The organism is Mycobacterium sp. GA-1285 (genome assembly GCF_001499905.1).
Taxonomy (GTDB): domain Bacteria; phylum Actinomycetota; class Actinomycetes; order Mycobacteriales; family Mycobacteriaceae; genus Mycobacterium.
The window spans coordinates 121683-137962 of record NZ_LQIS01000045.1 but is presented as its reverse complement, the minus strand read 5'-3'; the positions used below and the strand labels follow the sequence as shown (position 1 = coordinate 137962).

The 16280-nt window shown below is 63.2% G+C and carries 8 protein-coding genes and 1 pseudogene; 5 read left to right on the top strand and 4 right to left on the bottom strand.

Annotated elements, in window-relative coordinates; genetic code table 11:
* Window positions 1–106: 106 nt before the first annotated feature.
* The gene (gene groL, locus AU193_RS18045; RefSeq protein WP_064423860.1) at window positions 107–1732 is read right to left on the bottom strand and encodes a chaperonin GroEL; all 1626 of its coding nucleotides are present in this window, start codon (window positions 1730–1732) and stop codon (window positions 107–109) included.
* A gap of 224 nt (window positions 1733–1956) precedes the next feature.
* The gene (locus AU193_RS18040) at window positions 1957–2139 is read right to left on the bottom strand and encodes a hypothetical protein (protein WP_064423735.1); all 183 of its coding nucleotides are present in this window, start codon (window positions 2137–2139) and stop codon (window positions 1957–1959) included.
* A 111-nt stretch (window positions 2140–2250) separates the two neighbouring features.
* Here AU193_RS18040 and AU193_RS18030 point away from each other — a divergent pair, with 111 nt between their 5' ends.
* The 4 genes and pseudogenes from AU193_RS18030 to AU193_RS18015 all read left to right on the top strand — a co-directional run bounded on the left by AU193_RS18030 (window position 2251) and on the right by AU193_RS18015 (window position 12127).
* Entirely contained in the window at window positions 2251–6429 is a 4179-nt protein-coding gene (locus AU193_RS18030) for a serine/threonine-protein kinase (RefSeq protein ID WP_082683040.1), read from the top strand.
* Window positions 6430–7094: 665 nt separating this feature from the next.
* Window positions 7095–8455, top strand: a pseudogene (locus AU193_RS18025) (transposase).
* Window positions 8452–9309, top strand: a complete 858-nt coding sequence (gene istB, locus AU193_RS18020) for an IS21-like element helper ATPase IstB (RefSeq protein ID WP_064423733.1) — start codon at window positions 8452–8454, stop codon at window positions 9307–9309. The pseudogene AU193_RS18025 and the gene istB overlap by 4 nt, the downstream one beginning before the upstream one ends.
* A 1345-nt stretch (window positions 9310–10654) precedes the next feature.
* Window positions 10655–12127, top strand: a complete 1473-nt coding sequence (locus tag AU193_RS18015) for a M28 family peptidase (RefSeq protein WP_064423858.1) — start codon at window positions 10655–10657, stop codon at window positions 12125–12127.
* A 140-nt stretch (window positions 12128–12267) separates the two neighbouring features.
* Here the strand turns inward: AU193_RS18015 and AU193_RS23255 are convergent, their stop codons facing one another.
* On the bottom strand, window positions 12268–12417 hold the full coding sequence (locus tag AU193_RS23255) for a hypothetical protein (protein ID WP_156425277.1): 150 nt from the start codon (window positions 12415–12417) through the stop codon (window positions 12268–12270).
* Between the two features lie 522 nt (window positions 12418–12939).
* Here AU193_RS23255 and AU193_RS18010 point away from each other — a divergent pair.
* Window positions 12940–14631 (top strand): DEAD/DEAH box helicase, encoded by a 1692-nt coding sequence (locus tag AU193_RS18010; protein WP_064423732.1) that lies wholly within the window; start codon window positions 12940–12942, stop codon window positions 14629–14631.
* Between the two features lie 64 nt (window positions 14632–14695).
* On the opposite strand, the gene AU193_RS18005 is transcribed toward AU193_RS18010, so the two are convergent.
* Window positions 14696–15844 carry a hypothetical protein gene (locus tag AU193_RS18005; RefSeq protein ID WP_064423731.1) on the bottom strand — a complete coding sequence of 383 codons (1149 nt, stop codon included), beginning with the start codon at window positions 15842–15844 and terminating at the stop codon, window positions 14696–14698.
* Between the last annotated feature and the right edge of the window lie 436 nt (window positions 15845–16280).

Below are 16280 nucleotides of genomic sequence, written 5' to 3'. Positions count from 1 at the left end.
GACGCCGGACCCGCTGAACGCGTCGCTGGTTGCACAATCACGACGGGTGGACACGAAAAAGCCCGGCCCCCTTGCGAGGAGCCGGGCTCTTCCGTGATGACCGGGACTAGAAGTCCATGCCGCCCATGCCGCCGGTCGGGTCGGCCGGGCCGGCGGCCGCCTTCTCCGGCTTGTCGGCGACGACAGCCTCGGTGGTCAGGAACAGCGCCGCGATGGACGCCGCGTTCTGCAGCGCCGAACGCGTCACCTTGACCGGGTCGGCGACGCCTGCCTTGAGCAGGTCCTCGTACTCACCGGTGGCGGCGTTCAGCCCGGTGCCGGCCTTCTCGTTGCGGACCTTCTCGGCAACGACACCGGGCTCGAGGCCGGAGTTGAAGGCGATCTGCTTCAGCGGAGCCTCCAGCGCCACGCGGACGATGTTGGCACCGGTGGCCTCGTCACCCTCCAGCTTCAGATCGTCCAGCGCTGGGGAGGCCTGCAGCAGGGCCACGCCGCCACCGGCGACGATGCCCTCCTCGACGGCCGCCTTGGCGTTGCGGACGGCGTCCTCGATGCGGTGCTTGCGCTCCTTGAGCTCGACCTCGGTGGCAGCGCCGGCCTTGATCACCGCAACGCCGCCGGCCAGCTTGGCCAGGCGCTCCTGCAGCTTCTCGCGGTCGTAGTCGCTGTCGCTGTTCTCGATCTCGGCGCGGATCTGGGCCACGCGACCGGCGATGGCGTCGGAGTCACCGGCGCCCTCGACGATGGTGGTCTCGTCCTTGGTGACGACGACCTTGCGGGCCTTGCCCAGCAGCGAGACGTCGGCGGTCTCGAGCGACAGGCCGACCTCTTCGCTGATGACCTGACCACCGGTGAGGATGGCCATGTCCTGCAGCATCGCCTTGCGGCGGTCACCGAAGCCCGGGGCCTTGACGGCGACGGACTTGAAGGTGCCGCGGATCTTGTTGACGACCAGGGTGGACAGCGCCTCGCCCTCGACGTCCTCGGCGATGATCAGCAGCGGCTTGCCGGACTGGATGACCTTCTCCAGCAGCGGCAGCAGATCCTTGACCGTCGACACCTTGGACGACACGAGCAGGATGTACGGGTCCTCGAGGACCGCTTCCTGACGCTCGGCGTCGGTGACGAAGTAACCCGAGATGTAACCCTTGTCGAAGCGCATACCCTCGGTGAGCTCGAGCTGCAGGCCGAAGGTGTTGCTCTCCTCGACGGTGATGACACCCTCGTTACCGACCTTGTCCATGGCCTCGGCGATCAGTTCACCGATCTGGGTGTCGCCGGCCGAGATCGCGGCGGTGGCGGCGATCTGGTCCTTGGTCTCGACCTCCTTGGCCGACTTCAGCAGCGTCTCGGTGATCTTCTCGACGGCCTTCTCGATGCCGCGCTTGAGGCCGAGCGGGTTGGCACCGGCCGCAACGTTGCGCAGACCCTCGCGCACGAGCGCCTGGGCCAGCACCGTTGCCGTCGTCGTTCCGTCACCGGCGACGTCGTCGGTCTTCTTGGCGACTTCCTTGACCAGCTCAGCGCCGATCTTCTCGTACGGGTCCTCCAGCTCGATCTCCTTGGCGATGGACACACCATCGTTGGTGATCGTGGGGGCGCCCCACTTCTTCTCCAGGACGACGTTGCGACCCTTGGGGCCCAACGTCACCTTTACCGCGTCGGCGAGGCTGTTGAGTCCCCGCTCGAGGCCGCGGCGGGCCTCTTCGTCGTACGCAATTGTCTTGGCCATTGCGAAGTGTTCCTCCGAAAGTGGGTAGTGCACATCAGGAGCGACCGCCTGCGGGTCGCTCCATCAAAGCTGCGGTCGGGTGCAGTGCCCGCGACGGACGGCTGGGTGTGCTCCCGCAGGTGCGGCCCCTGCCTCACCGGCCCGACCTAGCACTCGCCGGTCGCGAGTGCCAACTGCATTTCTAGCACTCGGGCATGGCGAGTGCAAGATCGGATGGAACCAGTTCAGGCCACTCGCAGGTCGTCGAGCAGCTGCAGGAACGCCGCCTCGGTGTCGGGGATGGCGGCGGCCCTGACGTCGATGCCTTCGCCAGCGAGCCCACCGCCACCTTCATGAATTTCAGGCCATTGGGCGACCTCACCGACGAGGGGCGCCCCCGAGTGGTTCATCAAGAACGACAACCACATCTTGGAACAGTCGAGTGGCCCGGTAGGAAGTCTCTGAAAGTTGCAATCCCTGCGGTTAGAGGCGCTTCCGTCTTATTGTGAGGTTGCTGACTGAATGCTGGGGGAGGCCGCGTGGACAGGACTCCGTTCGGGCGCTATCAATTGCTGGAATTGCTAGGCCGGGGAGGGATGGGCGAGGTCTGGCGCGCCCATGACGACGAGGCCGACCGTGTCGTTGCACTCAAGCTGTTGCCGGCGCAGTGGGCTGAAGATGAAGTCTTCCAGCAACGGTTCCGCCGCGAAGCACATGCGGCGGCGCGCCTCAACGAACCACACGTCGTGCCAATTCACAGTTACGGGGAGATCGACGGCCGACTTTACGTCGAGATGCGGCTTATCGAAGGTGAAGATCTCGAATCCCTGCTCAAAATCAACGGTCCCCTCATCCCGGCTCGAGCGGTCGCGATTATCGAACAGGTGGCCATGGCGCTGGACGCGGCACACCAGATCGGGTTGATACACCGCGATGTCAAGCCCTCCAACATCTTGATCGCTCGGTACGACTTCGCGTACTTGATCGACTTCGGGATCGCCCGGGCAGCAACGGAAACCGGGTTGACCAGTGCCGGCCATATCGTCGGAACACTCAATTACATGGCACCAGAACGGTTCCGCGGCGATGATCCAGACGTGCGGGCCGATGTTTATTCGCTGGCCTGCGTGCTACAGCAGTGTCTGACGGCTACGCCGCCGTTCTCCGGCCAACACGTCGAGAGCCAGATGATGGCGCATCTGACGGCGAAACCTCCACAGCCTTCGCTGATGAACGGTTCTGTCCCAGTCGAGTTCGATCCCGTTATCGCGAAGGGTATGGCGAAGGATCCCGACGCGCGCTACCAGACAGTGCTGGAGTTGGCCGACGCTGCCCGCGAAGCGCTTGGCGCCGCTTCCATAGCCCGTCAGGAGCACGCCAACATTGGGACAGAGCCATCCCCGTTGCAGGATCCCGCAGAATTGGTTTCGACAATGCTGGCACCAGTCCCGTCAATCAACGAGTCGCTGAAGCAGTCCGTCCACACGGAAGTCGTTGGCGAGGCTGCGGGGCCCGAGGCCATCACTCCTCGTACGGGTGCCTCGATAGACGCGCTGCTAGACCGGGCGGTCTCGGCGATCAACCGGGGCGATCACGCAACCGCAGCTGCATTGGCCGACAGAGTAATAGCTGCCGACAATCGCAGCGGCGACGCGGATGACCTCTTGGTTGCGCCAACGGATAGCGGCGAAGTACGGCGACTCACAATCTTGTCGGCGGATCTTTATGACCCGACGAGCCTGGCTCTTCAAGTGGAGCCGGAAACGTACCGCCTCTTGGTCGGACGCTTCCGAGAACAGGTCCGCCATATCGCGGATCGCTTCGAGGGACACGCTTACCCCACCCGCGGTGACGGCTTACTCGTGGTGTTCGGTTATCCCAGCGCGCATGAGGACGATGTATACCGGGCTGTGCACGCGGGTCTTGAGATCACGCGCGAGGTGGCTCGACTGAGTGATCAAGCCGACCGCCGGTTCGGTGCTCGCATCGATGTCCGAGTCGGTGTGCATCGTGGACTGGTGTATCTCGACGGCACTCAGGACGACTTCTACGGGCTAGCGGCAACGTTGGCCACGCAGGTCTCGGCTCTGGCACCAGTGAACGCCGTGGCCGTTTCCCACTCGGTCGAGCAGTTGATCAGAAGCGCATTTGACATGGAGGGGCTACCGGCGGTTCCGGTGGCAGGCACCAACGAAATTCTCAACCCGTTCAAGGTGCTCGGTGAACGGGCTGCGAAGCCAGCAGCTCCGCTTGGTCCTCTTGTCGGTCGGGACCGCGAGCTCGCGCGGCTCGAAAAGAGTTGGGCGCGTGCGCGTGCTGGCACTTTGACGGTACCTGCGGTGGTATTTCGCGGCGACCCGGGAATCGGTAAGAGCAGGCTTGCCGCAGCAGCCACCGAGATGGTGCGGCACGACGGCGGAACCGTCATCGAATTGGCGGGATCGCCTGTACATACCGACGCGGGCCTGTACCCCGTGCGGACCCTCTTGGAACGCCGTTGTGGGATCACTAGGCAGACGGAACCGGAACGGCGGTTGGCCTTGCTCGAGTCCGAACTCGATGCCCAGAACCTGAACGCCAGTGAAGCACTTCCTCTGTTAGCACCCGTGATTGGTCTCGACGCAACACAAGGCTACGAGCCGGTACACGTCGAAGGCCGCAAGCTTCAGGAGCTCATTGCAGAAGAACTCAAGCGTTATCTGCTCGCGTGTTTCGCAGGTTCACCAGGTCTACTTCTCGTCGAAGACGTCCATTGGTTCGACCCGTCCACGCTCGATCTTCTCGATGCGATACTGAACGACACGGCTGGACGACTGCTAGCGGTGATCACCGGCCGGGATGGTAATTGGCTGTCCAGCCGGTGGCCGGCCAAGGTGTTCGATCTGCATCCACTCACCGATGAGCAAACAGATGAACTCGTGCGTGCACTGAACCCGGCCGTTGCTCCGGCAGATTGCGCCGCTGTGCGCGCTCGTTGCGATGGTGTTCCGTACTACATCGAGCAGATCGTCAGCGGTCTGGAGGACGAATCGAGCGACGGTGACAAGTCTTCAGTACCCGACCAGCTGTATGAGCCGTTGTTCGCGCGGCTCCTCGCCACGGCCAACGCGGTACCGGTTGTTGAAGCGGCCGCCATCATCGGACGTCATGTCGAACGTGGGCTTTTGGTGGCCGTGTCATCGTTGACCGAGGACGAGGTCGATGACGTCATCGACGAACTCGAGGATGCCAAAGTGCTGGAGCCGGAAGGACATGACGCCTGGAGGTTCCGCCACGAGTTGTTGCGTGAAGTGGCCGCAGAACTGGCACCGCCGAGCGTACGGCGTACCCTTCACGCCAAAGTCGCTGACGCTCTGATCGAGGGTGCGGCCGGCGAGCCCGACTGGCACCTCGTGGCGGCCCATTACGAGCAGGCCGAGCGCTACACAGACGCCGCCACCGCGTACCAGCAAGCCTCCGCCGACGCGCGACGCCGGGGCGCGCTTGAAGAGGCTCGCATGTATTTAACTCATGCGCTGACGCAACTAGGGAATTGTGCGCCCAGCCGTGAGCGGGATCTTCTCGAGTTGCGGCCTAGACTGGAGCGTTACTTTCTTGCCTCAACTGCCGAGGGATACCAGAGCCCTCCAGTTGTCGAGGATGTGGAGCGTTGCCTAGAACTGATAGGACCAGATCTACACGAGTTCGATCTATTCGGCACTCTCTTCGCCGCTACGACCTATTACATCAACAAGGCTGATTTGCGGCGCGCAGATCAAATCGTTGAGGCGCTCAAGAATAGGGCGCATGGCGAGCGCAACTGGTGGAGCTCGGGTATCAATTTGGCCGCTGGAATGATCGCTTTTCTGCGAGGTCAGCATGCAGAGGCCAGCGAGCATTTCAAAGACGCAACGGTAGGCTTCGTGGAGGATGAGGACCACAAGATGCAGGACATGTGGTTCGTTCCGCATGATGCCGTTGCCATGGCCCATGAACACCTTGCGATTCAACACGTTTTGCAGGGCAGGGTAGCTGCTGCGGAATCCAGCATCCGAAGCGCGATAGAGCGTGCCGACGAGTTGAGCTTCCCGGGTGGCCCGTATAACCATGTGTACGCGGTGGACATGGAAATATGGATGCGCATAGAAGCCGGCCAGTTCGACCGTGCGGGCGCGCTAGTTGCGGACATGATCGAGAAGGCGGAGAGGTACGGGTTCGACTTCTGGCAGATGTTCGGATTCACCGAACAGACGATGGTTGACGCCGAGATCTTATTGCACTCCGCCAGTGCCGACGCAGACGCTCTGACCCGTCAAGTCGAGTCGATGGCTCAGTTCACTGATCTTTGGCGCTCGTTGGGGCTTTTCGCATACCAGACACACTACGACTCGATCATTGGCAGGCTGTTGAACAAAGCCGGCCGTTACGAGGAGGCACAAGAGCGGATCAACGCCGCGCTGGAGATCGCCGACGAAACGGACATGCATTTCTATGACGCTGAACTGCTCCGAGCGCGAGCATGTACCTACACCGACTCCGACACCAGAGCGGCTGATTTGGGCGTGGCGATCGAGCTCGCGCGCCATCAAGACGCTCCACTCTTCGAACTGAGGGCCGCCTTGGATCTATTCGAGTTGCGCGGCGAGGAGGCCCGCACAGCGCTCACTGAAGCCCTCGACTCGATGCCCGCCGAATGTACACTGACGGAAGCCGTATACGCCCGAAACCTGCTGGGATAGTTTGTCTCACGACCTCAGGGAAGGGCAATCTGCAGCTCGTACCCGCCGACCTAACTCAACCGCAGTCTTGCTGTTCCCCTTCAGATACGACGGCTTGGCCGGCGTGTAAGACGTCGCTGCATGTGTCGCACCACGTCGATCACCTCCCCTTCGAAGTTGAACCTGAATGCACGCTGCTAACCCAGCAGCGGACGAGCGAGCCACAAAGCGTCCGGGCTCGGTCGTAGTGTGTCGAATCTTGTGGCGATTCGCGTTGTTTCGATGTGGGATTCGATGCGAGTGGCACTTCCGAAGAGTGCGAGCCCGTTGACGTCCCCAGACGAGGACCGGTGAATGCGCCGCCAGGTCCGCTTAGGGAAAGACCTCCACATGTTGTTTGTCATTGATGAACTTCCTTCCTGGTGATGTCCTGGTTCGACAATCCGACCGAGGGCTTGGAAGTTTCTAAAATGCGGAAGCGAGCGGCTCCGTGCACACCTGAATCAAGCAACAACTCACCGGCCTAGGAAGTGGCGACATCACCGAGCTGACCGCGCTCACTGAAATTCCCCACTGACGCTCATCGAAATTCCCCACCCGTGTGGCTCCGCCGAGAAGGGCGGGCCTCCCTCGATGCTGCTGGTGTCTGACGCCAACAGCTCCACTCGAAGGAGGCCCGCTTTCTCATGCTCACATGGGAGGACGATTTGGAAGTACATGCGCTGCGCAAGCGTGGTTGGACGATTGCGGCGATCGCCCGCCACACCGGCTTCGACCGCAAAACGGTCCGCAAATACCTCAACGGCGAGGGTGAGCCCGGGGTCCGGGCCCGCCCTGGCCCGGACCCGTTTGAACCCTTCATCGACTATGTCAGCGCCCGGCTGACCGAAGACCCGCACCTGTGGGCCCGCACCCTGTTCGACGAAATCGAGGAGCTGGGATTCGGACTGTCGTATCAGAGCCTGACCCGCAACATCCGCACTCGGAATCTGCGCCCGGTGTGCGAGACGTGTCGCACAGCCACCGAGCGGCCCAACGCCGTGATCCCGCACGCCCCGGGTGATGAAACCCAATGGGATTGGCTGGAATTGCCCGATCCGCCCAAACTCTGGGGTTGGGGCAAGACCGCGCATCTGTTGGTCGGCTCGCTGGCCCATTCAGCTAAGTGGCGAGCAGCGTTGTCGGCCTCGGAGGATCAACCGCATCTGGTCGCCGGCATCGACCGGGTGACCCGCGGGCTGGGCGGGTGCACGCGGGTGTGGCGGTTCGACCGGATGGCCACGGTCTGTGATCCCGGCAGCGGGCGGGTAACCGCCTCGTTCGCCGGGGTGGCCAAGCACTACGGGTGGCGGTGGCGATCTGCCCGCCGCGGCGCGGCAACCGCAAGGGTGTGGTGGAAAAGGTCAACCACACCGCCGCCCAACGCTGGTGGCGCACCTTGGCTGACGACATGACCGTCGAGGCGGCCCAGGCCAGCCTGGACCGCTTCGCTCGCGTGCGCGGCGATACCCGCATCCGCGCCACTGCCGACGGCCGATCCTCGGTCGCCGTTGTCGCCCAGGCCGAACCATTGCGCCCGGTGCCCGCGCTGCCCTATCCGGTCATCGTGGCCGAGACCCGGACGGCGTCTCGGCAGGCGTTAGTGGCCTACCGCGGCAACCGCTACTCGGTACCCCCAGAACTCGCAGCTGCCCAAGTGGTGGTGTCACATCCCGTCGGTGGCCAGTTCGTTGATATCGCCACCTCGAGCGGGATCGTGATCGCGCGGCACCGCCTGGCCGCCGACGGGCTCGGGGTGATGGTCCGCGACAGCGGTCACGTCATCGCCCTAGACACCGCCGCGATGGCCACCGCCACGACCGGGCGACCGCATCGCCGCAAGGAACGCATCCCACCCGGACCGGCAGCCAAAGCCGCCGCTGCACAACTACTCCGACTCAAACAAGCCGACAGTTGCGAACAGCAATCCTGCACTCCGTCAGTTGATTCCACCGTCATCGACCTATCCGCCTACGAGCGGGCCGCCCAGAACAGGACCATCCAATGACCCCGACCCCACGCACCCCGAAGACCACCACCACGACCACTGCTGAGGAGTCTCCGTCGGCGGCCGCCTCCCGGTATCAGCAGCTGCGTGCACATCTGGCCGAACTCAAACTGGCCGCCGCCGCTGAAGCCCTACCGGCGGTTCTAGACCAGGCCAACTCCGAGGGTCTCTCGCTGACCGTGGCCCTGGAGCGGCTGCTGGCCGTGGAAGTCCAAGCCAGCACCGCCCGCCGGTTGGCCGGACGGTTGCGCTTCGCCTGCCTGCCCACCCCGGCCACCCTGGCCGACTTCGACGTCGATGCCGCCGCAGGAATCGACCGCAAGCTCATCGACGAGTTGGGCACCTGCCGCTACCTCGAATCAGCCACCAATATTCTGCTCATCGGCCCACCGGGCACTGGCAAGACTCACCTCAGCGTCGGGCTGGCACGAGCCGCCGCCCATGCCGGCTACCGCACCTACTTCACCACCGCCGCTGATCTGGCCGCCCGCTGCCACCGCGCGGCCATCGAGGGACGCTGGGCCACCACTATGCGGTTCTACGCCGGACCCACTCTGCTGGTAATCGACGAACTTGGATACCTGCCGCTACCGGCCGAGGCTGCATCGGCGCTGTTTCAGGTTGTCTCCCAACGCTATCTGAAGACCAGCATCGTGATAACCACCAACCGCGGCGTGGGCGCCTGGGGCGACATTCTCGGTGACACCACCGTCGCCGCCGCAATGCTCGACCGCCTGCTGCACCGCTCGGTGGTCATCAACCTCGACGGCGAATCCTACCGGCTACGCGACCACCAAGCCGCCGCCGAAAGCCTGCGCCGAACCACCACAGGCAACCGTCAACAACTACACTGACCGCTGCTCACAGGTGAGGAATTTCGCAGAGCACAGCTGGGGAATTTCGATGAGCGCGATCATTGTCAGCCAAAGCTTGCTATACAGCACTAGGTGCTACGACAACTGCACTGACCCAGTGGCCTGGCGCACACTGGTCTGCGATTCACTCTGTACGGCCGCGACTCCCGAGCCGAGGGTGAGGTTACCTACCCCGTCACCGGCACGATTAGCCGACGATGGACGCGCCGCGCCAAAATCTGGCATGTCCATTCGTCGGCCACCGCCCGTCAGTCGGCTTTATCTGCCAGCCGAGTCGATCGGCGGTCGATGCGTCGATCCGCCGCACTTACCGCCTTCCGAGGATGTAGATGGTGCAATCACATGTGCGTGAGGAATGCGACGCTTTGCACCTAATCATCGGCCCCGCATAGCGCGGGTCAGCCGACGATCCAAGCGACGAACCATGTCTTGCACTCCTTTCCGTAAATGAGTGGTTGGCGAGTTATCGAGATGTCGGTGTCAGGGCGGGAATCAAAATCTGCACCGGGCGGCCCGAGTAATCCGGCGCTCCATGCGACGAACCATCCGTCTCACCCCCTTTCCGCGAGAAGTAGTTTGTGAGCTAGGCGGAACTCCTCCGCGCAGCGTTCAGAACCTGCACCGCGCAGCGCGGGTCAGCCGACGATCCAAGCGACGAACCATGCTGCTCACCTCCTTTCATTCGGTGCCTTAGAGAACGAGTCGACCTTCGGTCGCAGAGCTTGGAACTTCCTAAATACCCTGGCAACGAGTGGGCCGACCGACTGCGGTGATGCTTCGACAATGTGTCCGGTCGTCGGCCTGCGTTCAGCGACTGGTGATTACCAGGCCTTACGAGCGCTCGGCGGCGGGTTTAGACCCCTTCGCGCAAGAATCACATGAGAGACATGAGAGATAGGTGTAGTGGCCGCCTATCCCCCTCGAGCTCGTCGCCTATGCGCGGAGGCGTCGCGAGACCGGGGTCCGGACGACGCTTCCACCAAGATCACCAACACCAACAGTATTTTTCGCCCATGAAGCGTGCCCGGGCCGAGTTAACTCGGTCCGGGCACGCACAAGTTCGCTCAATTACGCTTGAACGGCATACGGGTCAGCCGGCGTGTCATATGACGGATCATCGTTCACCTCCCTTCCCTCAGGACTGTCTGGTGTTTTTCCGATGCCTTCGGAGGATTCGACTGTCCGGTCACGGCCTTGGAACTTTCTAGGAGACCTGAATCGTCCGGTGCGTTCCACTTCGGCGGAAGACGCTCTTCCGACCGGCGCCGCGTGCGACACCCCTCGAATCACCGTGCACGAAGCGACCCGGAGCTACCGTGTGGCCATGGCGAGGTGCTGGACGCCCAGGGTGATAGCGAGCGGAGCTCTCCTTGTGGCATTGGCTGCCGATTCCGCGGCATGCGGATTCGATCCGGCCTCTTTCGCAGCCGACTACGCCGATGGGCTACGAGGCAAGGTATCCACTGATGCGATCGTTGCGCACTTGGAACAGTTTCAGAACATCGCCGACGAACACGGCGGCACCCGGCAAACGGGGACGCCCGGTTATGACGCCAGCGTCGTTTATGTTGCGGAAGCCCTGCAGGACAGCGGATTCGACGTCGAGTTCGCGGAGTTTGACCTAGGAGTCTTCCGTGTCATCAAAGAATCTCTAAGCGTCGACGGGGTGGGCGTGCCGGCGCAAGCCGTCGAATATAGCGGCGCCACCTCTCCTGCCGGCGTAACCGGTCCGCTGGTGGTAGTTCCGTCGGGTAGATCGCAGGGTTGCGAGCCGGCCGATCTTGACGGGTTGTCCACCACCGGCGCAGTAGTGATGGTCGACCGTGGCGGCTGCGACCTCTCGGCCAAAGTCACCGTGGCTTCCGCCCGCGGCGCGGCGGCTATCGTTATTGCCAACAACGTCGATGAGAAGGCGTTCAGCGGCGCTCTTGTCGAAGCCGACCGGGTACGACTTCCCGTTCTCCATGTCACCAGGACTGTCGGGAGTTGGCTTCGAGGCCGAACGGGTGTTACCCGGGCCGTGGTCGAGTCGCGGGTCGAGCGTGTCCGGTCACGCAGCGTCGTCGCTCAGACGAAGACAGGTTCGGCGCACGACATCGTCCTGGTGGGCGCGCACCTCGACAGCGTCCGACTCGGCCCGGGTATCAATGACAACGGCTCGGGCGTTGCGGCCGTGCTGGAAACCGCTCTGCAGATGGGAAGCTCACCATCTATACGAAACGCCGTGCGGTTCGCTTTCTGGGGCGGCGAGGAGCAGTGGCTGCTCGGATCAACGAGCTACACGAAGTCGCTCGACATCAGATCGCTGAAAGACATTGCCCTGTATCTGAACTTCGACACTGTCGCTTCACCGAACACCGGCTACTTGGTCCTGGACGGCGATGCGTTTCACGCAGCTGAAGCTGGCGCAGTTCCGCCCGAGGGCTCGGGAGGAATCAAGCGAGCCCTAGTCGACTATCTGGCGGGGGTTGGACAAACGTCTCAAAACCTTCCCTTCGACGGTCGGGGCGACTACAACTCCCTGGTCCGCGCGGGGATACCGGCCGGTGCACTGTGCACCGGCACCGAACTACCCATGTCAGCACATCAGGCCAGCATCTGGGGCGGCCGCGCCGGGCTGCCCTTCGACCCGAACTACCACACGCCCGACGACACTCTGGACAACGTGAGCCGGTCGGCGCTCGAGGTGACAGCGCCGGCGGTCGCCTACGCCGTCGGACTCTACGCACAAGACTTGGGGGGTCGCTACGGCGTACCCGCCTACGGCGACCGCACCCGTCAGTTGATTGGTGACTGAGACCGCCCAAGATCAGGCACGCATCCGCCGGGCGTTTGAAGAAGGCTCCTCTGCCAATGCACCTCGTACCAAACGCCGACCCGCCGTGGTGCCAAGAAACTTCCAAGAGATAAGGCCGACCGTCGATCCATCAGATCACATCAGAAAGGCCGCCACATGATCAGCATCAGGAAGTTGCTTGCCGCAGCAGCCATCGCCGCGGGAGCAGCCATCGGGGGAGCGGCACTCGCCGACGACACCGCTGCGGCCGCGCCCTTCTTCTGGAAGCAGGGTCCCTGCGTTTCTACCACGAACTTTGATAGAGCTCAGGGAGTTTGGGGACCGTTCGGTCCGCCCGACCCCACTTTCCAGAAGCCGCCTCGGCGATGCTCATCCCATACTCCACCGCCCAAGCCGTGTGCACCATCAACGCAGCGATCGGTTTGATCACGTTCGATCCAGGGCAATCTCGACGCGCCGCACACGTCTCCTGAGGACTCGTGAGCATGCAGGGCCGAAGGCTTCAGTTACGACGGCCCACGGGCTTGCGGCGGGCGCAGCAAACAGCCGGTAAGCGGTGAACTCGGAGCCGCATCGAATTTCTGCCGTTGGATGCGGAACCTCTGGGCCAGAGGTGTTTGCTGAAGGCCTCCAAGCCGTCGCATCTCAGGAGAATCTGCTGACGCGCGCCGCGCGCTGGCACGGTGAAACATCGGCGACCCCACCAAGGACTCAAGCTCATCGTGGGTTGTGGCACGACACGACTCCCCCCGGAGATGCAGACCCGTAATCGCTTGCGCTAGGCTGCTGTCCGATCAGTTGAGGAGTCTTGGGTGCGGGTAAATACAGCGCCCGACACCCAGGCTTTGCGGAGCTGGCAGCGTCGGGCATTGGTGCGGTATCTTGCCGACAAGCCGCGTGATTTCCTCGCAGTGGCCACACCGGGTTCGGGTAAGACGACGTTTGCCCTGCGTGTTGCCCGCGAGCTGCTGGCCGAGGGGGTTGTTGGACAGGTCACCATCGTAGTCCCGACTGAACATCTCAAAACGCAGTGGGCGCAAGCTGCCGCCCGTATCGGCATCGCACTCGACCCGAAGTTTTCCAACTCTGCAGCCCACACATCGTCGGAGTACCACGGCGTGGTCGTCACCTATGCCCAGGTTGCCAGCCATCCGACCCGGCACCGGGTGCGCACCGAGTACCACCGCACGCTCGTGGTGTTCGACGAGATCCATCACGCCGGCGACGCCAAGAGCTGGGGCGACGCCATTCGCGAGGCGTTCGACGGCGCCACCCGTCGCTTAGCGCTCACCGGCACACCATTCCGCAGCGACGACACCCCCATTCCCTTTGTCGCCTATGCGCCCGATGGCGACGGGCTGATGCGTTCTCGGGCCGACCACACCTATGGTTATTCCGAGGCGCTGGCCGACGGAGTCGTGCGCCCGGTGGTCTTCCTCGCGTACTCCGGCGAGGCACGCTGGCGCACGAGCGCGGGTGAGGAGTACGCGGCCCGGCTCGGCGAGCCGCTCAACGCCGAACAGACAGCGAGGGCTTGGCGCACGGTATTGGACCCGAAGGGCGAGTGGATTCCCGCTGTGCTCCAGGCCGCAGACACCCGACTCACGCAGTTACGCAACAGCGGCGTGCCCGATGCGGGCGCCATGATCATCGCCTCCGATCAGAAGGCCGCCCGAGCGTACGGTGCCGTGCTTGCCCGCCTTACCGGAAAGGCGCCGACCATCGTGCTCTCTGACGACCCTGGCTCGTCCGCCCGCATCGAGGAGTTCTCAGCGGGTACGAATCGATGGCTCGTCGCGGTTCGTATGGTGTCCGAAGGGGTCGACGTGCCCCGACTGGCGGTCGGCGTCTATGCGACGAGCGCGTCGACCCCGCTGTTCTTCGCTCAGGCGATTGGCCGCTACGTTCGCACGCGACGCCCCGGTGAGATTGCCAGCATTTTCCTGCCGTCGGTACCGACACTCTTGAATCTGGCGAGTCAGATGGAGGCTCAACGCGACCACGTGTTGGGTAGGCCGCATCGCGAGCCGCAGGGTCTCGACGACGAGGCGCTCCAAGATGCGGCCCGCAAGAAGTCCGAGCCAGACGTCGACAACGGGTACGAATCGCTGGGCGCGGACGCCGAGTTGGACCAGGTGATCTTCGACGGCTCCTCGTTCGGCACGACCGCTCCGGCGGGCAGCGACGAGGAGGCCGACTACCTTGGCATTCCCGGACTCCTCGATGCTGCTGCGATGCGGGACCTGTTGCGGCGCCGACAAGAAGAGCAAATCGAAAAGGGCACCGCGTCAGGTGAAGTGCCGCGGCCGTCGAAGCATGGCGAGTTGCGTGAGTTGCGTAGCCAGCTGAACGCGCTCGTGTCGGTGGTACATCACCGCACCGGCAAGCCACACGGCTGGATCCACAGCGAGCTGCGCCGAATTTGTGGCGGGCCGCCGATTGCGGCGGCGACGACGGAGCAGCTTAAGGCCCGCATCCGGGCGGCGCGAGAACTGCGCGCCTAGCTTCGACAACCGCGCTGCGAGGATTCATCGATGACAGAGCCAGTTTCGGCAGAGGTTTGCGGTCCTACTTCCCACTCGAGGACTTGCTTATCAGCTCCTGAAGAAGGCCGATACCTGAGAACGCTGCAGCCAGTGCGACCGGGATGACGATGTAGAGACCCAACAGCATCTCGACGAGGTTGCCGCTGAAGAGCGACATCGTCAGATCTCCTGCGGCCAGCCACCATACCCATGTGCTCCCAATCAGCAACACAATCCCGCCGAGGATGCTGAATGCGCCGTATGCGGCCAGCCACGAGGGATTGTCATTGTGCTTGATGCGCCGGAGTTTTCGGCTCAGAGCTTCCCGGGCGCGTGGTGAGAGGTCTGGTTCATCGAGATAGTCAGCGAGTGCGACATGGCCGTCCACTTCGAGAATCGGCAGGCCGTTCTCGAGTATTCCGATCAGCTGCATGATCGCGATTCGCCAGCAGACACTGGAGATCAGCACCGAACTAGCGAATCCGTGCGAGAGAACCAGCAAGACCGACAGCGTCACAACGTCGACCGCTAGGCCTGCCAACGCATTAATGATGCGCGCCCGCCGCGGCAGGGTTGTGCCGTCTGAGCAATCGACGTAGAAGCACAATGCACCCCAATAGAATCCGCAGCCGGCGACCCTCGGTGAGCGCCCATAGTGAACCAGGACGACCGCATGTCCTAGCTCATGCAGACCGACCAGCGCGAATCCCAAGATGAGACCGACTGTCGCATCCACCCACGGGTGGTCGCTGACTTGGGGGCCATCGGGCCGCCCGATAACGAACGAGACGATGCCGGCAAGGACGATCGCGCCGATGGCTACTCGCCCCGGCCATGACCGCACGACGGGCCAGACGAGGCGATGAACCGCACGAGCCACGGCGTCGATACCGGTGAACTCGATCCCAGAACGACTGAAGGTCACTCGCTTCGCCGCGCCGCTTTCGGCGACGACGACAGGGTTGAACCCCTCCGACAGGATTTCTTCGGAGAGAAGGACGTCAACGAGTTGTGCGTCGGCATCGGTGCCTCCCAACATCTCGATGAGTTCATCGGCGTCGGACGCGTCGGCGATAAGCAAGGGCAATTCGGCGGCGCGCTCATGTTCGACCAGAAGTGAGGAACCTCCCGGAACGCACACAACCAACCCGCGCTTGCTGATCCGCCACGTCACGCCGTTCGAGAACTGCACGGCTTCGCGCCCATGCTCTCGTCTGAAGTCCGTGTTCGGACTCTGAGAGTGTGGCGCGTCGACGCAGCTGCTCCGGACGTCTACTTGCGTTCCAACCATGGCGACCGATCTCCGTTCGTTTGTGCGCACCGCCCCGGGCGGGGCAGATTTGCCGGTTGAAGGCACGGTGCAGTCCGTCTCTTGGAGGTTTCTTGATGCTCGGGTCGCTGGCGTCGGAGGCCCCAACGACGGGGCTCCAAGAAACTTCCTAGAACGCGATTCGACACTCCGTTCATGAACGGTTTGAGGCATTCGCCTACTGAACGCGCACGCTGGTCCTACTTCGCGAGGAGGGCTCAAACCCCGATCGCGGTTCAGTCGACAAGATCTGTCACGACGTTTTCTCTTCCCGTGCACTGCACGGAACTGATCTAGTCGGCGGTCATGTCGCCGCCCG

Coding starts and splice junctions, on each gene's coding strand:
- groL (WP_064423860.1), bottom strand. CDS start 1,732: ATGGCCAAGACAATTGCGTACGACGAAGAGGCCCGCCGCGGCCTCGAG.
- AU193_RS18040 (WP_064423735.1), bottom strand. CDS start 2,139: ATGTGGTTGTCGTTCTTGATGAACCACTCGGGGGCGCCCCTCGTCGGT.
- istB (WP_064423733.1), top strand. CDS start 8,452: ATGACCCCGACCCCACGCACCCCGAAGACCACCACCACGACCACTGCT.
- AU193_RS18015 (WP_064423858.1), top strand. CDS start 10,655: ATGGCGAGGTGCTGGACGCCCAGGGTGATAGCGAGCGGAGCTCTCCTT.